Raw genomic sequence first — 20,938 nt, forward strand, 5'->3', positions numbered from 1 at the left:
TGCCCAATCCGTTCGGCGAGAGCGGCGAGCGCTTGTATCGCACGGGCGATCTGTGCCGTTACCGGCGCGACGGTGTGCTGGAGTACGTAGGGCGGCTCGACCATCAGGTGAAGGTTCGTGGTTTTCGTATTGAGTTGGGAGAGATCGAGGCGCGGTTGCTGGCGCAGGGGCAGTTGCAGGAAGTGGCGGTGCTGGCGGTAGAGAGTGGGGCGGGTTCGCAGTTGGTGGCTTATGCGGTGCCGCTGGCGGGGCGGGTGGATGGCGAGTCGGCGCAGGTGTTGCGCGAAACGCTCAAGGGTGCCCTGCGCGCGAGTCTGCCGGATTACATGGTGCCGGCGCACTGGCTGTTTCTTGAGGCCTTGCCGTTGACGCCCAATGGCAAGCTGGACCGCAAGGCCCTGCCTGCTCCCGATGTCACACAGGCGCAGAAAGCCTATGTGCAACCGCAAGGCGAGTTGGAGCAGCGACTGGCGGCGGTCTGGGAAGATGTCCTGCAGGTTGGACGGATTGGTCTGAGCGACAACTTCTTCGAGCTGGGCGGCGATTCGATCCTCTCTATCCAAGTGGTCAGCCGGGCGCGCCGTGCCGGTATCTTCTTCACGCCCAAGGATCTGTTCCAGCACCAGACGGTCAGGGATCTGGCCCGCATCGCGACACTCGATGGCGGTGCCCTGGCCATCGATCAGGGGCCGGTGGAAGGCGTCATGCCGCTGTTGCCGATCCATCAGATGTTCTTCGAAGAGGATATTCCCCAGCGGCATCACTGGAACCAGTCGGTGATGCTGACCTCGGCCTTGGCGCTCGATCCGCTGCGGCTGGAGCAGGCGCTTCGGGCGCTGATCCTGCATCACGATACCTTACGTCTTGGTTTCGTTCAGCAAGTCGACGGCTGGGTGGCGACCTATCGCTCGGTGGCCGAACAGCAGTCGTTCTGGCAACGGTCCGCCGTCATGACGCAGGCCACGGCACAGGACGGCGAGCAGTTGCAACAGTTGGCCAATGCGCTGCAAGCCAGTCTCGATCTGCAAAAGGGGCCGTTGCTGCGAGCGTTGCTGGTGAACATGGCGGATGGCGGCCAACGCCTGCTGCTGGTGATTCACCATCTGGCGGTGGACGGCGTATCCTGGCGTATCCTGTTCGAAGACCTGCAAACGGCTTACCAGCAGCTCGTGGCCGAGCAAGCCGTTGCTCTGCCCCTCAAGAGCAGTTCGCTCAAGAGCTGGGCGCAACACCTGCAAGCCCGTGCCCGCAGTACGGCCCAGGAACCGGAACTGATCTATTGGCACACGCAGTTGCAGGGCGTTTCCAGCGATTTGCCGGCGCGTAACCCTCAAGGCCGATTGCAGCGCCGGCATGCCACGACCGTTCACTCTGCGCTGGACGCGTCCCTGACCCGGCAATTGCTTCAGCAGGCGCCGGCAGCCTATCGCACCCAGATCAACGACCTGTTGCTCACGGCGCTGGCCAGGGTGATCGGGCGCTGGACCGGGCAGACCGATAGCCTGATCCAGCTTGAGGGCCATGGTCGCGAGGATCTGTTCGGAACACTGGACCTGACCCGCAGCGTCGGTTGGTTCACCAGTATCTTCCCGGTCAGGTTGTCGAGCGATGCAGACCTGGCGCGCTCGATCAAGCAGGTCAAGGAGCAACTGCGCGCCATCCCGGACAAGGGGATCGGCTTCGGTGCCTTGCGGTATCTGGGGGATGAGCGTGCCCAGTCGCTACTCAAGGCGCTACCGGTGCCCCGTATCACGTTCAATTACCTGGGGCAGTTCGATGGCAGCTTCGACGGCGCCCAAGGCGCTCTGTTCAGTCCTTGCGGCGATCATCGGGGGGCCGAGCAGAGCGCCGAGGCGCCCTTGGCCAACTGGTTGACGCTTAACGGTCAGGTGTTTGCCGGTGAGTTCGGCATGAGCTGGACGTTCAGCCGGGAAATGTTCGACGAAGCGACTATCCAGCATCTGGCGCGGGCCTATGAAAACGAACTGGCGCTGCTGATCGAGCATTGCTGTGCGCCGGACCATCAGGGTTGCACGCCTTCGGACTTCCCGCTGTCACCCCTGACCCAGCAGCAACTGGATGAATTGGTCGTCGATTGCCAAGGCGTGGTGGATATCTACCCATTGTCGCCAATGCAGGAGGGCATGCTGTTCCATGCTGTGGCCGACAGCGAGTCTTCGTTCTATGTGAATCAGCTCAGCTTGCCGGTGCAAGGGTTGGATCCACAGCGTTTCTGCGAGGCCTGGCAGGCAGCCGTTGCCCGCCACGATATCCTGCGGACCAGCTTCCATTGGCAAGGCGGCGCGAGCAAACCGTACCAGATCGTTCACGCCTCGGTGCCTTTTGACCTGAGCGAACTCGACTGGCGTGGGATCGCGGTCGATGACAGCAAGTTGCAAGAGCAAGCCACGGTCGAACGCGACAAGGGCTTCGATCTCGCCTGCGCACCTTTGCAACGGTTGCTGCTGATTCGGCTGGATGACCATTGCTACCAGGTGATCTGGACCAGCCACCACATCCTCATGGACGGTTGGAGCAGTTCGCGGCTGTTCGGCGAGGTCTTGCAGCACTATGCCAAGGGTGAGGTGGCTCAGCCGCCAGCACGTTACCGCGACTTCATCCACTGGTTGCAACGCCAGGACCAGTCTGCCCTGCAAGCGTTCTGGCAGGCTCGCCTGCAACCGGTCGATACGCCGACCTCCCTGGCCCAGGCGGTGCATCCTCGGCATGTGGCGGACCTGGCGGGGCACCAGGCGCTGTATTCGAACTGGGACCCACGGCAAACCTCGCGTTTGCAAGCCTACTGCCGTGAATTGCGGATCACGCTCAACACGCTGATCCAGGGCGCCTGGCTGTTGGTCTTGCAGCGTTATACCGGTCAACGCACGGTGTCCTTCGGTGCAACGGTGGCCGGTCGGCCGGAAAGCCTGCCCGGCGCCGAGCACATGCTCGGGCTGTTCATCAACACCTTGCCGGTGATCCAGACCCTTGAGCCGGCGACTCCGTTGGCCGACTGGTTGCGCCAATTGCAGGGCTACAACGTGGATATCCGTGACTACGCGCACGTTCCGTTGGCGGACATCCAGCGTTGGTCCGGCCTTGGCGGCCAGGCGTTGTTCGATAGCATCATCGTATTCGAGAACTACCCGATCGATGAGCGTTTGCATGAGGACGCCACCCAGGAGCTGGCTTTCGGCAAGACCCAGAGCCATGACGTCACCAACTTCCCGATGGACCTGGCGGTCCATCTGACCGATCGGCTGTCGATCGAGTATCTGTTCCTGCGCAACTGTTTCGCCCCTTCGGCGGTGGAGCGGATTCGCCAGACCCTTGAGGACACCGTGGAGGCCATGCTGCGGCAACCCGGCGTGGCACTCGGCCAATTGCAGCGCCTGCCGACGGCGCAGAGGCAGGAACTGCTCGCCTGGAGCCATCAGTGCGCGCCAGACACCCGCCCGCAGTTGTTGCCGGCCCTGATCGCCCGCCACGCGCTCGAACGCCCGCTGGCTATCGCCGTGCAGTGCGGCGGGCAAACCCTGACGCATGCCCAACTGGACCGGCGCAGCAATCAGTTGGCCCACGCCCTGATCGCGCGTGGGGCAGGCCCGGAGGGGGTGATCGGCGTCGGGCTTGAGCGCAGTGTCGACACCATCGTGGCATTGTTGGCCGTGCTCAAGAGCGGGGCGGCCTATGTGCCGCTGGATATCGACTATCCGGCGGATCGGCTGGCCTACATGATTGAGGATTCGGGCATGCTGCTGCTGATCAGTCGGAGCGAGCTGCTCGAGCGGTTTGCCAATGTGGATCGATTGCCGTGCCTGGAACTCGACGGTTTCGACGGCGAACTCTGGAGCGAGCAGACCCCGCTGAGCGGCGCCACGGCGCAGAGTCTGGCTTACTTGGTCTACACCTCGGGGTCCACCGGGCGTCCCAAGGGCGTCGCGGTGCCCCAGGGACCGTTGAGTATGCATTGCCAGGCGATTGCCCGTTTGTATGAGATGGACAGTTCGACCCGTGAGCTGCATTTTATGTCGTTTGCTTTCGACGGTGCCCACGAACGCTGGCTCAGCACCTTGTTCAGCGGCGGGCGGCTGGTCCTTCGGGATGGCAACCTGTGGACGCCAGAAGAGACGTTCGCGGCGTTGATCCGCCATGAGGTCACTATCGCCTGCTTCCCGCCGGCCTATCTCAAGCAGCTTGCCGACTATGCCCAGGCCAGTGGCCTGCAGCCGCCTGCGGTGCGTATCTATTGCTTCGGCGGGGATGCGGTGCCGGAGCAGACCTTCGAGCAGGTCAAGCGCAACTTGCGGCCGCAGTACATCACCAACGGTTACGGGCCGACTGAAACGGTCGTCACGCCGATGCTGTGGAAGGCCGCCTCGACCGATGATTGCGAGGCGGCGTATGCACCGATCGGCAGGGTGGTCGGCGAGCGTTCGCTGTACGTGCTCGATGATGTGCTGGAGCCGCTGCCGATGGGTTTCGCCGGTGAGCTGTATATCGGTGGCCAGGGTGTTGCGCGTGGTTATCATCAGCGCCCCGCGCTGACCGCCGAACGTTTCGTGCCCAACCCATTCGACCCCTCGGGCGAACGGCTCTACCGTACCGGCGACCTGGTGCGGCTGCGTACCGATGGCGTACTGGACTATGTTGGCCGTATCGACCAGCAGGTCAAGGTGCGCGGATTCCGCATCGAACTCGGTGAGATCGAGGCTTGCCTGCGGCAGCAGGCCGGGGTCAACGATGCCCTGGTCGTTGCCCGCGACAGTGCCTCTGGCAAACAACTGATCGGCTATGTGGTGTGCGCCTCGGCGAGTGCCGTTTCCCCGTCCCTCAAGCAGGCGCTGCGAGAGGTACTGCCGGAATATATGGTGCCGGCGCAGATCATCGGCCTGAGTGAGTTCCCGGTGACTCCCAACGGCAAGATCGATCGCAAGGCCCTGCCCGAGCCGAGGTTCGACAGTGACGGTTATCTGGCCCCGCGAAGCGACGCGCAGCGCTGGTTGGCACAGATCTGGGCCGAAGTACTGCACGTCGAGCGGGTGGGTATTCAGGACAATTTCTTTGAGCTGGGAGGCGACTCGATTCTCAGTCTCCAGGTGGTGTCCAGAGTCCGTAACCATCCTGATTTGCAGATGGACCTGAAACTGCGCGACCTGATGCGTTGCCAGACCATCGAACGATTGTTCGACGGGCGGGACGAACCGGTGGCGGTTGCTCGCGATGACCGGTCCCATCTGATCAGCGAGGGACTGTTCAACCTGATTCCGATTCAGGAGTGGTTCTTCGCACAGGATATGGCCGAACCGCATCACTTCAACCAGGCATTGCTGCTCCGGCCCCGCCAGTCGCTGGACAGCGCGGCCCTGGAAGCGGCGTTGAATCGCCTGATATTGCAGCACGATGCTTTGCGGTTGCGCTTTCGTCGGGAAAATGGCCGTTGGTACCAGTACTACGCGCCAGCGCAACAGTGCATTCCGGCGCAAGGTTTGCTCTGGCGGTGCGAGGCGGCCGATGGCGAGGCCTTGAAAGAGCTGGCCAACCGCGTCCAGCGTAGTTTGCATCTAGAGGATGGTCCGCTGTTCCGAGCGGTGCAGATCGACATGGCCGACGGTCAAAGCCGTCTGTTACTGGTCATTCACCACCTGGTGATCGACACGGTTTCCTGGCGCATCCTGCTGCAGGATATGCAGAGTAGCTACGAGTCCCTGCTACAGGGCCTGGAGCCTGAGCTGGCGATGCGTACCAGCAGTTACCAGGCCTGGAGTGAGCGGCTCAGGAGCTATGGACAGTCGTTGGTGGACAGCGAACAGGCGTATTGGCTTGAGCAACTGGATCGTCCTGGTCATGACCTGCCGTGCGACAACCCGCGTGGCAAGAACCAGGTGCGTCATGTTGCTACGGCGCATCTGGAATTGTCCGCGCAGGCCACGACCGACCTGCTGAAGAAGGTCCCGCTGGTCTATCAGACGCAGATCAACGATGTGCTGCTGGCAGCCTTGAGCCGGGTGTTGTGCCGCTGGAGCGAGCAGTCTTCGGTGCTGGTCCAGTTCGAAGGGCACGGTCGCGAGGATCTCTTCGACGAGATCGAGCTGAGCCGCACCGTGGGCTGGTTCACCAGTATGTTTCCGGTGCGGTTGGCGCCGGGTGTCGAAGCCGGATTCGCTGATTCGATCCGCGCGGTCCAGGCACAATTGGCGGCGTTGCCCAACAAGGGCATGGGCTATGGCGCGCTACGTTACTTGAGTGATGCCAGCGTCGTGGAGCGCCTGAGTCGTCTGCCGCAGGCGCGCGTGACATTCAACTACCTGGGGCAGTTCGACCAGAGTTTTGACGACAACGCGCTGTTTGTCCCCGCCGATGAAAGCAGCGGTGACAGCTACAGCCTGCAAGCGGAGTTGGGTAACTGGCTGGAAATAGTCGGGCAGGTGTTCGATGGCAAGCTGGCATTGCGTTGTCTCTACAGCCGGCGTCGTTACCGGCCCGAAACGGTCGAGACGTTGATGGCCAATTTCCAGGCGGAACTTGAGGCCTTGATCGCTCATTGCCTGGAACAGGCTCCGGCGTTGTCGCTGGCCTGAGTGCGGCTTGCATCGATTGTGTGGTCAATTGTTTAGAGAATGAAGGAAATCATCTGCATGCTGCATCCCGACATTAGCGCTTTTATCGACCTGGCCGAAGGCGGTCCGGGGGGCCGGGCGGTGCCATTCCATGAGCAAACCCCGGAGCAGGCACGAGAGCTGTTCGAGCAGACCACACGGCAGTTGCAGTGGCCTGCGCCACAGACGCCGGAGTGTGTCGATCTGGAGCTGCCCTTGCGCGATGGACAGATCACCACGATGCGCCTGTATCGTCCACGCGGCGCTTTGCAGGAGACTGGCGCTGGGCAGCAGAGCAGTCCTGTACTGGTGTTCCTGCACGGCGGTGGCTATGTGGTGGGCAGCCTCGATTCCCATGATGGGGTCTGTCGTGAGTTGTGCGCAGGCACTCCCTGTACGGTGCTGTCGGTAGGTTATCGGCGCGCACCGGAGCATAAATTCCCGACGGCCCTGCAAGACTGTGCCGATGCGCTGGCCTGGCTGGCGCGCAATGGTGCGCGGCACGGTCTGGATGTGGATCGGGTGGTGTTTGCCGGGGACAGCGTCGGGGCCAGCCTGGCCACGGTGCTGGCGACCCAGGCGGCCAGGCAGCCGTCCGGGGCTGGCGCGATCACGCCCAGGCTGCAACTGCTGTGCTATCCCATGACGGATGCATCACGGCGCAGCACGTCGATGGAGCTGTTTGCCGAAGGCTACTTCCTGGAAAGCGATACTCTCGAGTGGTTCTACGAACACTATGCCCGCGATGAGCGGGATCGTCATGACTGGCGCTTTTCGCCTTTGCTCACCGAGGATTTGTCGGGGGTGGCGCCGGCTTTCATTGTCCTGGCGGGATTCGATCCGCTGCTCGACGAGGGGCGGGCTTATGGCCATAAGCTGCGGCAACAGGGCGTTCGGGTTGAAATGCGTGAGTATGGCGGACTGCCCCATGACCTGTTGCGCATGGGCAGTGTTGCCGATGTGTCGGGTATCTATGAGGAGTTGTGTGCCGTTCTGCAACAGGCGTTTGCCGGTTAGGCAGCCAGTTTCGAAAGAGGCGAGGGCGGCTAGGGCAGGTCGCGTGAAGAAAGATGGACCGGGTGATCGGTCCATCTTTTTTGGCGATCAGAAGGTTCCGCGCAGGCTCAGCATGAAGTTGCGTGGTTCACCGTACCAGTTGCCGTAGGAACTGGTGGACACGGTCTGATAGTAGGTCTTGTCGAACAGGTTGTTGCCATTGAGCGCCGCTGTCCAGTGGTCATCGATGCGATATTCAAGCAGGCTGTTCCAGACCGCATAGCCGGCCTGAGTGTAGCTGAACGGATCGACACTCGGGCTCAGAGAGCCGTCGCCAAGCCGCCGTTGTACCGTGCCGCTGACATAGTTGGCGCTCTGGAGCGTAGCGCCCACCCCCACTTTCCAGCGCTCCAGCTCCCCTGGCAATTGATAGGTGGTGAAGAACTTGAACAGGTGCTTGGGCGTCTGGGTGCTGATCGGCTTGCCGTTGCTCTGACCATCGGTCGCCTTGGACTGTTCGTTGAGGTTGAAGGTATAGCCGGCGCTCAGTTGCCAGCCAGGCAGCAGTTCACCGGAAATTTCGCTGTCGATACCCTTGCTGACAATCTCGCCCGCTGCCACGTAGCAGCAGTTGTTGCCGCTGCCCGGTATCGCGGCGTTACCCACCGACACCGCTTCGTTCTCACGTTTGACATAGTACAGGGCCGAAGAGACGTTCAGGCGGCCGTTGAACAGCTCGCCCTTGGTACCGAATTCGTAGGTATTGCCGGTGATGGCTTTCAATGGCGCGAACGAAGCGTCCATGTAGGCTGTTTGTGGCTTGTAAATTTGCGCGTAGCTGGTGTACAGCGACCATTGGTTAGTCAGGTCGTAGACCAGGCCGCCGTAGGGGGTGATGATGCCGCTTTCCTTGCCGCCTTTAGTGGTATCGGCGTTGAAGGACGGCGCGACCACTCGGTTGAAGCCGTTGTAATCGGTATAACGAGCACCGACGATAAGTTTCAGCGGGTCGGCAAGCTGCGCTTTCAAGGTCGAATAGAGACCGGTCTTGCGCACGACCCAGGATGGCGTGTCGTAGTACAACGGAGGCCTGGCCGGTTCCGGGAACGAACCGACGTTATCGTTGATCGGGTCCACGGCAATGGCGCTGCTGAAATCACTGTGGTCCGAATAGGTGCGGCGACTCTGGGTATAGTCAGCGCCGAACAGCAGTTCATGCTGACGGCCAAAGGCGTTGAATTTGCCCTGGAAGTTCAGGTCGAGCAGGTCCTGGTTGTTGGTGTAGTTCCTGATGAAGCGCTGATACGTACCGCCCTTGGCCATTGTCGGATCGATCGGACCCTCGACCTGGCCCTGGTTCTGCACGGTGTCAAACTTAGTCTTGGTATAGCTGGTGTCGAACTTCCAGTTGTCGTTGATCTGGTGCTGCAACTTGAAGAAACCTTCGGTCTTCTTGTAGTTGTTGGTGGACCAGTCCGCCGCCAGGGAAGTCCTGCGGGACAGGCCCAGCGGTTCGCCGGAAATGTAGCGTGGCAGGCCTTCGTCCCAGTAACCGTCCATATCGCGCCATTCGTAGATACCGCCGGCGGTAACCAGGGTGTCGGGCGTCACGTCAGCCTCCAGGACGCCATAAAATACGTGTTTCTCGCTGTCGGCCCGCTCGTAGAAGTACTTCTTGTCTTCATAGGAGGCGGCGACCCGGCCCCGCAGTTTGCCATCGAAGCCCAGCGGGCCGGTGGCATCGACCATGGTGCGATAGTTGTCCCAGCTACCGGCGGAGGTTTCGATCTTCAACTGGTTGTAGTCCAGTGCGCGCTTGCGCACCAGGTTGATGCTGCCCGCCGGCTCACCGATACCGCCGTACAAGCCGTCGGAACCACGCAATACTTCAACGTGGTCGTAGGGCGTCATGTCTGGCAGGGTTTCATAGCTTTCTTCGCGCATTGCCGGTGCGCCGCCATCGGTCTGGATATTGCTCAGGCTGAAACCGCGAGAGAGGATCCTGGTGTTGGCGTCATTGCCGCCTACCAGGGTGATCCCGCTGGTCTGGTTCAGGGTCTGGGCCAGATCGGTCAAGTGCTGGTCCTTCATGCGCTGGGCGGTGATGACGGAGACCGTTTGTGGGGTTTCACGCAGCGCCTGCTGGGTCTTGCCGCCGATCGAGGCGGTGCCGAGGGTATAGGAGTCACTGTTCTCGGTGATGTTGCCCGGCGCCTGCGCAGTCACCTGCGTTTCGCTCAGCTCCAGCCCGGTACTGGTGGGGTGTCCCGGAGCGGCAAGGGTGATGGTGTTACCTTCGATACGATAGGTGATGCCGGTGCCTTCGATCAGTTTATCCAGGGCCTGGGTGCTTTCGATGGAACCTTTGACCGCTTTGCTTTTGAGGTTTCGGATGGCATCCGGACTGTAGAGAATCTGTAGGTTGGTCTGGCTGCCCAACTGCTGCAGCGCGTTGCCCAGTGGCTGGGCCGGAACGTCGACGTCGATGACTTGTGCACTGGCCGCAGTCGCATAGGCGAGCATGATTGCCGTGCTCAGGCCGAGCCTGGAGAAGCATCTGGATTTCGAGTCTCGTGTGTGCGGTGTTGCCGGCGAGTGTTTGCTGCTCATTGTCCCCGTCCTCAAAAGTGTGGTTTTGTAATTAAGAATTATTCTTATTATTGTTGAGACGAACCACCCGTGAAAAACCGGAAAGAATTTTCAGGGCAGGTACTTCACGCCATTGCGCGGTCGGTCAGGACGCGGCCGCACTCCATGCGCACCAACTGATCGGCGACATCGAAGTAACGGTCGTCGTGGGAAATCACGATGATGGTTTTGCCCCGGCGTTTGAGGTCCGGTAGAAGCTCGGTATAAAAAATGCGCCGGAAAGTCGGGTCCTGGTCCGCGGCCCATTCGTCGAAGACCAGAACAGGCCGTTCCTCGATCCAGGCATTGACCAGCGCCAGGCGCTTGCGCTGTCCGGTGGACAGGTCGGTGGTGGTGAAGTTGCCGTCGCGCACGCTGACCTTGTGCGCGATTTCCAGGCGCCGCAGGTACTGGTTGGCATCCTCGGGAATAGGCTGATCGCCCTGGACGATATCGTCGAACAGGTAGTAGTCGGCAAAGATGGTGGTGAATAACTGGCGGTAGTCGTCCCGATTGCGAGCATCGACAACCGCGCCGTTGAGTAGGATCTCACCCACCTGAGGGGTGTATAGGCCCAGCAGCAGTTTGATCAGGGTCGTCTTGCCGCAGCCGTTTTCACCCACGATAAAGGTAATTTCACCTTGTTCGATCCGCAGGTTGACAGGCCCGAGCTGGAAGGCTTCGCTGCCTGTAACGGCGGGGAAGGCATAGCTGACGTTGTTCAGTTCCAGGCTGCTGACCGCCGGCGTCTTACGGCCCTGCTCGCTGAGCAGCAGGTGGGGTTCGGGCGAGGAAAATTGTTCCGAGAGTTCGGCGATACGGCGAAAGGCGATCTGTGCGCGGCTGACAATGGGCAACGTGCCCACCAGATGTTCAAGCGGGCCTTTCATGTAAAGCAGCACCAGCACGAAGCCGCTGATGACCGCCTGGTCGTTGTTGGGCCAGACCGCCTGCAAGGCGAGGGCCAGGCCGATCACCACGAAGAACAGCATTGAGCCGAACGTCTTGGCAATCACGAAGATGTTCACTGAACGGATCTGAGTGTTACAAATGTGGTCGGCGGTGGCCTGGATGCCGGAAGTGAACATGCGGTGGCGACGGGGGCGGTGAATACGCAGTTCCTTGGCGCCCTCGGCAATGGCGTTGTAGTGTTTCTGCAATTCGTCCTCGGCATCCCGTGCGGCGAGAAACCCCTTGATCCCATGAGCGCGGGCGATGTACTGGATGGTGGTACCGATCGCGATGGCCACCAGCATCATCAGGAACATCGGCCAGGACAGCATGGCCAGGTAGCCCAGGCAGCCCAGGGTGACTGTCAGAGAGATCGCCAGCGGAGCGAAGGCGAAGGCGAAGTCACTGATGGTATCGACGTCATGGGTCAGTACCGGAATCAGTCGATGGCTGCGATAGCGTTCAATCTGTTCGATTGGCGCGCACAGGACCTTTTCCCCCAACTCCTTACGCAGCTTGGCAATGATGTGCTGGCCGACGTAATTGGTGCCGATGTCCGAACAGATCGAGCTGAGCAGGGCCAATAGGCAGAGGCCGGCAAACACCGCGACCACGGTACTGGTCAGGCCGTTGACCGAGTGCAGGGCGGCGTTGATGGTGGCCAGCAGGACGGTGACGCTCAGACCTCCGATCATGCCCAGCAGCGTTGAAAGAGCGACGATGAGCCGGAAGGGTTTAAGCAGTGTGAACAGTTCGTTGATCACTCCGCGCTTTGGCTGAGTCATGGAGGGCGGTTCCTTGCAGCTGGAGGTGGCAGGTATCCTTTTAGAACGACTGGTCGGGGGCTTAATTTAAACGGCCGCCGCTTGTCGGCGACCGTGATGCGAGAGGGTCAGAGATCGCGCATGACACGGAAACCGATCCAGTCGCCGCGCTCATTCGGATAGAGATCGTTACGGTTGCCGGAACGGGAGAAAATCGGTGCTTCGGTCCAGTCGTTGCCGCGGATCTGCTGGAAGCGGCACTCCTTCTCCAGCCATGGGCTGCCATCGGTAGGGGCACCGACGTAATCGTCATGCGCGCAGTCGGCGACCCACTCGTAGACGTTGCCGTGCATGTCGTACACACCAAAGGCGTTGGGCGGGAAACTGCCTGCTGGCGAGGTGTAGCTGAAGCCGTCCTCCGGACCGTAGGTATTGGCGTGTTTGGCGATGCTGTATTGCTTGCCTTCGTCAAACGGGAAGGGGAAGGGGCCGGTGCTACCGGCGCGGGCCGCATATTCGCGAACCGATTCGCTGACCATGCGATAGTGCTGGCCGGTCTTTTTCGACAGCCAGGCGATATAGGCATTGGCTTCGGCAAAGTCCATGCAAACGGCGGGCTGCCTGGGCGAGAGTGGGTAGCGTGGTTTGCCGGCCAGGCACTCGCGTCCTGGGCGGGTATCGCCATCGGGCATCTTGTAGCCGGTTTCACGAATATAGGTTTGCCACTCGCCTGCCAGGACCTGGAAGCGACTGATGGCAAAAGGTTTGGTAAAGGTCACCTGGTGCATCGGGCCTTCGTCCGGTTGACGGCCAAGTTCATCGTCCGGTGTTCCCATGATGAAGCTGCCAGTGGGCAGCACGACCATTTCCGGGCAGTCCTTGCAGTCCTTGAACACCTTGCCCGGTGCTGGCAGCGACGCGGCCTGGGCGTTGGCGCCCAGCAGCAGGCCGACGGCGGCGCTGCATGCCAGGACAGCCAGGCCCTTGAAGGAGCGGCACAAGAATCGGCGGGAGTTTGGCGGGACACTGTTCATAGCGGGTCTCGAGCAAGTGGGCAGGGAGGTGTCAAGCATCAGCGTGTGGCGCTCAACAAGGTCATGCAGCGGTCGATCTGCCGGTCGGGCAGGACGAATCACCGGGCCGTACAACAGCTATTAACGGGTGGCGACGGGGTGTGCGGCGTTCTGCACCTGATCCCAGACGCGCAGGAAATTGCCGCCCCAGAGTTTGGCGATCTGGTCTTGCGAATAGCCGCGCTGGAGCAGTTCGGCGGTGACGTTGCGGATCTCGCTGACATCTTTCCAGCCTTCGACGCCGCCACCTTCGTTGAAATCGGAACTGATACCCACGTGGTCGATGCCGATCTTGCGCACCGTGTAGTCGATGGCATCACCCAGGTCCTTGAGGGTGGCCTTGGGTTCTTCGTCGAGGATGGCGTAGAGCGCATTGGCATATTGGCCGAACTTCTGTTCCGGCCATGCGGCGATGATCGGGTCGCCGGGCATCAAGGCCATGGCCAGGTTCGGCAGCGGCGGCAGATCGAAGCGGGCGCGCAACGCATTGAGCTTGTCCTGGGTCGGCTGACTCAGGGGCTTGAGGTAGCCGCCAAAAGCCACCACCTGGACCACGCCACCACTGTTCTTGATCAGTTGCAGTTCCTTATCGCTGAGGTTACGCGCAATATCGACCATCGCCCGTGGCGCTGAATGGGAGGCGACCAGGGGCGCGCGACTCAGTTGCGCCACCTGTTCCAGCGCCTTGGTCGACATCTGCGAGACATCGATGATCACCCCCAGGTCGTTAAGGCGCCGCACTGCCTGCTTGCCAAGCTCCGACAAGCCGTCGAGGGCGTCCGGCGAGTCATTGAAAAATGGCAATGGCCGCGACGAGTCGGCCCAGTCGTTGTTGCCGATATAGCTGAAACCGAACATCCGCATGCCGCGTGCGGCCCAGGTGTCGAGCTGGTTCAGGTCATGCCCGAGGGGGTAGGCGTTGAGCATGCTGATGAAGATCGCGAACTTGCCTTCGCCGTGCAGGCGACGGTAGTCGTCCGGGGTATAAGCGATAGCGACCTGGTTGGGAAAGTCGCGTACCAGGCCGGTGATGATCTTGTAGCGGACTTCCTGCTGGTGGCGGGCCTCGTCGACGAAGCCGGCAGTGGGGCGGTGCGGGGCGTTGGGGCCGTTCCAGATTTCGGGCCAGCCGAATACCGTCAGCGCCGCGCCCGACAGTCGCCCGCGAGCGGCCTTGACCAGGTCGAACTGGCCGCTGCCGTCTTTGTCGGCTTCGTGGCCTTCGGTGCCGAAATCCAGGGGGACGGTAATGTGGCTGTCGAAGGACAGCAGGCGCTCGTGCAGCTCCTCGGCTTGCTTCATCACCTTCAGCGGATAGCCAGGGTTGTGCCTGAATCCATAATGCCAGACCACGAGAGCCGCGCCGATGGAAATGGCCAGGGCCAGGGGAAGCCCGATGCAGAGGGCTTTTGTCGAGCGCGGTTGAGTCATTGCCATCTCAGTGAAGTTCGCCATGGAGGTGCGGCGCAAAGGCGCCTTTGCTATCTGGGGAGAACGAAGACGGCCTGGGGAAATTTAGCGTCGGGGTGTTGGCCGTCAGTCTCGCGCAAACCCGTGATACCGTTAAATTTGCCCCTGCGCAAAACGTTCTAGCTGGGATAAAGCCTGCTTCCATGGCTGACACAGGTAGGGCAATGACGATTTCTCGACGGGGCTTCATCGCGGGTTTGGCGCTCACCGGCGCAGGCGTGGCTGCGGCTTATTACGCGCATCGTCAATGGCGCCGGGTGGATGAGCCGATCACTCCGGGCGAGGCTTCGGTGGCTCTGCCTGACCTCGCCGGCCGTCAGCGCGCGGATAGCCTGCGTGGGGTCTGGGACCTGCGCCTGGAAGGGCGCGACGCCAGTCTCGAAGGGTTGCCCGGCGCGTCGCTTGGGTTATTGCTCGATATCGCCCCACGCGGGCGAGGTTTGTGTGGCTACCTGGATACCACGCAAGGCCTGCGCGGTGCGGATGTTCCTCGTTACCAAGTGCTGGGTGATCTTCTGTCCGACGGGCCGACTGAAGTGCGTTGGCGCCTGCTCGATGGGCGTGCTCCGAGGGCTGCTCCTCTTTATGAGTTCGTCGGGGTGTTCGACGAAGTTTGGGCGGAGTTTGCTAATGCCGGTGTGGTTTCGCTGAGTGGGCGGGTTTTGCGCCTTGATCGACCGTTGGCGGCGCCAGAGGCGGATTGTCGCTTTGTCGCGGTCAAACGGCGCTTTCCCGAAGCGCGCGAGCGTATCGGGCTCAACCCGACATTGCTGGCCTGGCTGGTATCGGCCGAGCATCGGCTGTTCCACCAGTTGTGGCATGCCTCCCGCGATAAGTGGCACACCTTGTCCAAGGACAAGCAGAACGCCTTGCGGGGCATCGGCTGGCAACCCGGTCCCCGTGATCGGGAGCGCGATGCCCGTGGCCCGCGCAAGGATCGTAATGGCTCGGGCGTCGATTTCTTTTTCATGCATCGGCACATGCTGGCGACAGCCCGTTCGATGCAGGACCTGCCATCCTGGCAGCGCTTCCCGTTGCCGCAGCCCGAGTTGCTGCGTGATCGCCAGGGTTTCGTCCGCTATTTCGATAATCATGACGGTTATTCGATTCCGCCGACCTGGCTGGCTGACGGTGATGCGGAGTACACGCAATGGGTCAGCGATATCAAAAATACCGAGACTTTTCACAGCAACTTTCTGGTGTGGGAGTCGCAATACCGCGACCCACGTTACCTGTCGCGATTGACGCTGGGGCAGTTCGGCTCGGAAATCGAACTGGGTCTGCATGACTGGTTGCATATGCGCTGGGCATCGGTTCCACGGGATCCGTCCAATGGTGCGCCGGTGCCAATGGCCCGCGATAGCGCCGACTTTGCCGCCCGTTGGTACGAGCCGGAAAACGACTTTCTTGGCGATCCGTTCTCATCTCATGTCAATCCGGTATTCTGGCATTTTCATGGCTGGATCGACGACCGGATCGAGGACTGGTTTGGCGCCCATGAGCGCTTTCACCCCGGCGAAGTTAACCGCTTACAGGTCAATGGCATTCCCTGGTTCGCTCCCGGGCGTTGGGTCGAGGTGGATGACCCGTGGCTGGGGCCGAGCACTCATGGTTGCAGCACGACCCCCGGCCTGATGACCGGCAAGAGCGTGGAGATGGACCCGGAAACCATGAAATTGGCGTTACGTATCACCTTCGGTGACGAGAAGAAGATGGCCGACCTGTTTCGCCGGGTGCCTCGGCGACCCTGGTATGCCCGACACCAGGTGGCCGGGAACGCCTGACCGTGCGGCAGCGCAGGGGCCAATTCCCTCGCTCGCCTGTCTTTACATGACCTGCCAGCCACCGCCCAGCGCTTTGTACAAGGCCACGCTGGCCTGCAATCGGGACAGTCGCAACTGCACGTTCTGATCCTGAGCCTGGTACAACGTGCGCTGGGTGTCCAGGACCGTCAGCAAGCCTTCCGCGCCTGCCTTGTAGCGGCTTTGGGCAACCTCGAAGGCCCGTTGCGCCTGGCTGAGCTCCTCGTCCTGCCATTGCCGTTGCCGGTCCAGGCCATCGATGGCATTCAAGGCTTGCTCCACATCGGCGAAGGCCGCGATGATGCTCCCGCGATAGATCTCCAGCAATTCCTCCTGGCGTGCCGTGGCCTGGTCCCGCTCGGCGCCCAGGCGGCCATTGTTGAAGACTGGGGCGATCAGGCCCGCGCTCAACATATAGAACGGGCTGCGCAGGAGGTCGGGGGCAGTGGCGGTGCCCGAGCCGACTGTTGCGCCGAGGGTCAGGGAGGGGAGCATCGCGGCCCGGGCCACCTGCACATCGGCCTGGGCGGCTGCCAGGCGCGCCTCGGCACCGGCGATGTCCGGGCGGCGGCTGAGCAGCTCACTGGGCAGGCCGCTGCCGATAGCGGGCCATTTCAGTTGTTCCAGATCCTGGCCGGCAATGCGCACATTTTGTACCGGCTGGCCCAGCAGGACGGCCAGGCCGATCAGGGCCTCACGGGCTTGCTGGTGAATCAGCGGAACCTGCCGCTCTTGGGCCGCCACCAGGCTGGCTTGTTGTGCGACTTCCAGCGCGGTTGCCGAGCCCGACCGATAGTGGGTCTGTACCAGTTGTAGGACGTTGCGCGCATTCTCCAGGTTGAGTCCGGCGATACGACCCTGTTCGCGCAAGGCGAGAATACGCAGGTAATTATCAGCGACGCTGCTCAGAAGTGTCAGCTCGACAGTGGCCTGGTCGAATTCGGAGGCTTTCAGCGTCTGCCACGCACTGGCACGGGTTGCCGCTTTACGGCCCCAGAAATCTATTTCGTAGCTGGCGCTGAGGTTGGCGTCGAAGTAGTTGATTGCCGATTTGTCGCCACTGGCATCCAGTTGGCTGTAGCCGTTGCCGTGGAGCAGCTTCTGGCGGTTGGCGTTCACGTTCGCCGTCAGTTCCGGTAACTGTGAGGCGTTGGCAACGACTGACGCCGCGCGGGCCTGGCGCACTCGGGCAATGGCGGCAGCCAGATCGTAGCTGCCCAGCCGGGCCTGGGCGACCAGCCGGTCCAGTTCAGGGCTGGCGAAGTGTTGCCACCATTGCCGATCGATGTGCCGCGCGCTGGGGGAGGTCGCTGTCCACTGGGAGGGTGGTTTGACGCCACTGTCGATGGGTGCGGGCGGTGTGGCGCAAGCGCCGAGCAACAAACAGAGGGGCAATACGCTCAAATGCGACTTCATGGAGAGATCATTCACTGGTGAGTGCCGTGACCGGGTCGAGTCGGGCAGCTTTGCGGGCCGGCATGAAACCGAAGATGACGCCGGTGATCAGGGCGCAGGCAAATGCGCCGGACACGGCCGCCAGCGAGAAGGCCACGGCGACTTCGCTCAATACCAGCACCGTGCCGACGAGCAGGGCCAGGGCAATGCCGGTCAGGCCGCCGACCACCGAGAGCATGATCGCTTCGGTGAGGAACTGACGCATGATGTCGCGCTGACGAGCGCCGGTAGCCATGCGTATGCCGATTTCGCGGGTGCGCTCACGCACGGTCATCAACATGATATTCATCACGCCGATGCCGCCGACCAGTAGCGAGATGGCGGCGATGGCGCCAAGCATCAGCGAGAGGGTGTTTTGAGTCTTGGCCTCTGCCTGGATCATGGCGGCATTGTTGGTCAGTTCGTAGTCGCGCTTGCCGTTATGCAGCTTGAACAGCAGTTCGTCGATGGCCCGTTCGGCTTCCTTGACCTTGCGGGCATCCTTGGCGGCGATCACCACATATTCAGGGTCGCGGGTGCCGAAGAGGCGGATGCTGGCGGCCGAGTAGGGGATCATAATCCGTACATCGCTGTCTTTTTCGCCGGAACTGGCACCCTTGCCGGTGAGTACGCCGATGACCTGGAACGGTACGTTCTCGATCAGGATGTACTGCCCCAGCGGATTGCTGGCGGTGAACAGTTTTTCCCGGACTTTCTCGCCAATCACCGCTACCGGTGCCGCGTTGGCTTCGTCGGCTTCGGTGAAATAGCTGCCGCTGGCCATCGGCCAGTTGAATATGGCGGGAAAGGCGGTGTTGCTGCCGCCGACGTAGACCTTGTAGTCGATGCTGGCGAAACGCACGCTGGCATCGTCGCCGTTGACCGGCATGATCATCTTGACCTGGGGCAGGGTTGCCAGCGCCGCCACGTCGTCCAGGCTGATGATGCCGTGCGGCGCTCGCGGGGTGGCGGAGGTGCCGTTGAGATAAATGATGTTGGAGCCAAAGGCGCCCATCTGGGCCATGACCTGGCGCTTGCTGCCTTCGCCCACGGCGAGCATGACCACGACTGAGGCCACGCCAATGATGATGCCGAGCAATGTCAGCGCGGTGCGAAAACGATTGATCCACATAACACGCCAGGCGGCCTGGATGGCATCGACCAGTTCGGCTTTCCAGGCACCGGTGTGCTCGCTGCCGGCGGTAAGGCGCCGGCGTATGTCGACGGCCTGCAAGGCACCTGGGGCTGTTGGGATCTGGGTATCGGCAAGTGCTTGGGCGCTGTCACTGACAATCAGGCCGTCGCGGATCTCGATGATGCGCTTGGCCCGCGCCGCGACTTCACGATCATGAGTGATCAGAATCACCACGTGGCCCTGGCTGGCCAGCTCATCGAGCAAGGTCATCACCTCGGCGCCGCTATGGCTGTCGAGGGCACCCGTGGGTTCGTCGGCGAGGATGATGTGGCCGCCGTTCATCAACGCTCGCGCAATGGATACCCGCTGCTGTTGACCGCCGGACAGTTGGTGGGGGCGATTGTCTGTACGTTCCGCCAGTCCCAGGCGAGCCAGCAGGGCGGCGGCTCGGCTGTGTCGCTCGGTGGCCGGGGTACCGGCATAGATCGCCGGCATCTCGACGTTCTCCTGGGCCGATCCGGATGGAATCAGGTGGTAACCCTGGAATACAAAGCCGAATGCCTCGCGGCGGAGCCAGGCCAGCTCGTCGCTGTCCAGTCCGGCCACGTCTTCGCCAGCGAAGCGGTAGCGACCCGAGGTGGGGCGATCCAGGCAACCGAGAATGTTCATCAGTGTCGACTTGCCGGAGCCGGAAGCCCCCACGATCGCCACGAACTCCCCTGCATGGATCGACAGGCTGATACCGCGCAGTACCTCCACCAGCGGCTTGTCGGCGCCGCCATAGGCTTTGCGAATGTCTTGCAGGTCAATCAGTGGCGTTTGCATTCAACCTCCATGGCCGACGGCGGGGCCAATCAGCAGGTGATCGCCTTCGTCGAGTCCATCGAGGATCTGCACGCGCAAACGGTCGCTGATACCGGTGCGGACCTGACGTTGTTCAATCGCGCCATTGCGGGCCACGACCTGCACGGTCTGCTCGCCGCCCGGTGCGTCGCGATGCAGGGCGGCCACCGGCGCGGTCAATACGTTCTGCTGGTGGTTTGCGACAAAGAATACCTGGGTGGTCATCTCGGCCATCAGGGCCTGGTCGTTGTTGTCCACGTCGAGCAGGACGGTGTAGAGCACCACCCGGCCACTCCCGCTTTTGCCCGTGCTGGCGGGGCCGCCGCCGGCCTGGTTGGACTGGTCCAGGGGTTTGGGCGGCACCGGCAGAATCTGTCGGACCGTGCTGGTCCAGCGCCTGCTGCCACCGCTGAGGGTGGTGAAGTAGGCGTTCATACCGGGTTTGACATGGCCGATATCGGCTTCGGAGACTTCGGCCCATACCGTCATGGCTGACAGCTTGGCGATCCGTAGGATCAATGGTGTCTGTTGCTGGGCATTAAGGGTCTGGCCTTCACGGGCGTCCAGAGCGACGACCGTACCCGCCATCGGGGCAAAGATACGCGTGTAACCCAGCTCGGCTTCATCGCTGCGCAGGCTCGCTTGGGCCTGGAGGATCTGAGCCTGGAACATGTCGATCCGAGCCTGGGTGGTGCGCAGTTGTGCTTCGGCGCTCTGCACGTCTTCATCACGGGTTGCGCCTCCCGCGGCGAGATGCTTCTGGCGTTGATATTGCTGGCGGGCCAGGTCATGTTGGGCACGTTGCTCCTGGAGCTGAGCCTTGAGATTTTCGATGGAGTAGCGCCCGGCATCCAGCCTGGCTTTCTGCGTTGAGGGATCTATTTCCACCAGCAACTGGCCTTCCCGGACCTGATCGCCGACGTCCACATGAATTTTCTGAATCTGCCCGGAGGCCTGGGCACCGACGTCAACGTAACGGCGCGGCTGCAAGGTGCCCAGGGCGGTGACGCTGCTTTCTATGTCGCCGCGAGTGACCTGGACCGTGGAGAGTTTATCGCGCCCTGCAGGCATGAACTGCCAGGTTGCGATCGCGACCACGGGAATCAGGCAAAGGGTGGCGAGCAGCGCGCATCGGGCGTTTCGGCGATGTTTCATGCAGGGTTCCGGCCAGTGGAAGTCGGCCCGTTACCCCTTGCCGGATAGCGGTTTCCAGCGGGGCAGGCTGTCGGGCGAGCGACAGGTA

Annotated in this window: 10 protein-coding genes; 3 read left to right on the forward strand and 7 right to left on the reverse strand. The window is 61.8% G+C overall.

The features are described 5' to 3' along the window. Positions 1 to 6,581: non-ribosomal peptide synthetase (locus tag BMX68_RS16125; RefSeq protein WP_439896040.1), on the forward strand; the 6,581-nt coding region annotated here is incomplete at its 5' end. 57 nt (positions 6,582 to 6,638) lie between these two features. Further along, on the forward strand, positions 6,639 to 7,616 hold the full coding sequence (locus BMX68_RS16130) for an alpha/beta hydrolase (RefSeq protein ID WP_017132097.1): 978 nt from the start codon (positions 6,639 to 6,641) through the stop codon (positions 7,614 to 7,616). A gap of 87 nt (positions 7,617 to 7,703) precedes the next feature. Here BMX68_RS16130 and BMX68_RS16135 read toward each other — a convergent pair whose 3' ends face one another. From BMX68_RS16135 to pvdM, 4 genes are all read right to left on the reverse strand, one after another. Beyond that, positions 7,704 to 10,205, reverse strand: a complete 2,502-nt coding sequence (locus BMX68_RS16135) for a TonB-dependent siderophore receptor (protein ID WP_026013192.1) — start codon at positions 10,203 to 10,205, stop codon at positions 7,704 to 7,706. Between the two features lie 104 nt (positions 10,206 to 10,309). Continuing rightward, on the reverse strand, positions 10,310 to 11,959 hold the full coding sequence (locus BMX68_RS16140) for a cyclic peptide export ABC transporter (protein ID WP_017132094.1): 1,650 nt from the start codon (positions 11,957 to 11,959) through the stop codon (positions 10,310 to 10,312). Positions 11,960 to 12,066: 107 nt separating this feature from the next. Then, on the reverse strand, positions 12,067 to 12,972 hold the full coding sequence (gene pvdO / locus BMX68_RS16145; RefSeq protein ID WP_017132093.1) for a dihydropyoverdine dehydrogenase: 906 nt from the start codon (positions 12,970 to 12,972) through the stop codon (positions 12,067 to 12,069). Positions 12,973 to 13,092: 120 nt separating this feature from the next. Next, the gene (gene pvdM / locus BMX68_RS16150) at positions 13,093 to 14,442 is read right to left on the reverse strand and encodes a pyoverdine-tailoring dipeptidase-like protein PvdM (RefSeq protein ID WP_017132092.1); all 1,350 of its coding nucleotides are present in this window, start codon (positions 14,440 to 14,442) and stop codon (positions 13,093 to 13,095) included. Positions 14,443 to 14,645: 203 nt separating this feature from the next. Here pvdM and pvdP point away from each other — a divergent pair, with 203 nt between their 5' ends. Beyond that, positions 14,646 to 16,265, forward strand: a complete 1,620-nt coding sequence (gene pvdP, locus BMX68_RS16155) for a pyoverdine maturation tyrosinase PvdP (protein WP_017132091.1) — start codon at positions 14,646 to 14,648, stop codon at positions 16,263 to 16,265. A 42-nt stretch (positions 16,266 to 16,307) separates the two neighbouring features. Here the strand turns inward: pvdP and BMX68_RS16160 are convergent, their stop codons facing one another. The 3 genes from BMX68_RS16160 to BMX68_RS16170 are packed head-to-tail and all read right to left on the reverse strand — an operon-like array spanning position 16,308 to position 20,850. Next, positions 16,308 to 17,699, reverse strand: coding sequence for an efflux transporter outer membrane subunit (locus tag BMX68_RS16160; RefSeq protein ID WP_017132090.1), 1,392 nt, complete (start codon positions 17,697 to 17,699; stop codon positions 16,308 to 16,310). A gap of 7 nt (positions 17,700 to 17,706) precedes the next feature. Next, the gene (locus tag BMX68_RS16165; RefSeq protein WP_017132089.1) at positions 17,707 to 19,677 is read right to left on the reverse strand and encodes a MacB family efflux pump subunit; all 1,971 of its coding nucleotides are present in this window, start codon (positions 19,675 to 19,677) and stop codon (positions 17,707 to 17,709) included. Then, entirely contained in the window at positions 19,678 to 20,850 is a 1,173-nt protein-coding gene (locus tag BMX68_RS16170; RefSeq protein WP_017132088.1) for an efflux RND transporter periplasmic adaptor subunit, read from the reverse strand. It lies immediately after the preceding gene. Positions 20,851 to 20,938 lie beyond the last annotated feature (88 nt).

The sequence above is a fragment of the Pseudomonas agarici genome (assembly GCF_900109755.1).
GTDB lineage: Bacteria > Pseudomonadota > Gammaproteobacteria > Pseudomonadales > Pseudomonadaceae > Aquipseudomonas > Aquipseudomonas agarici.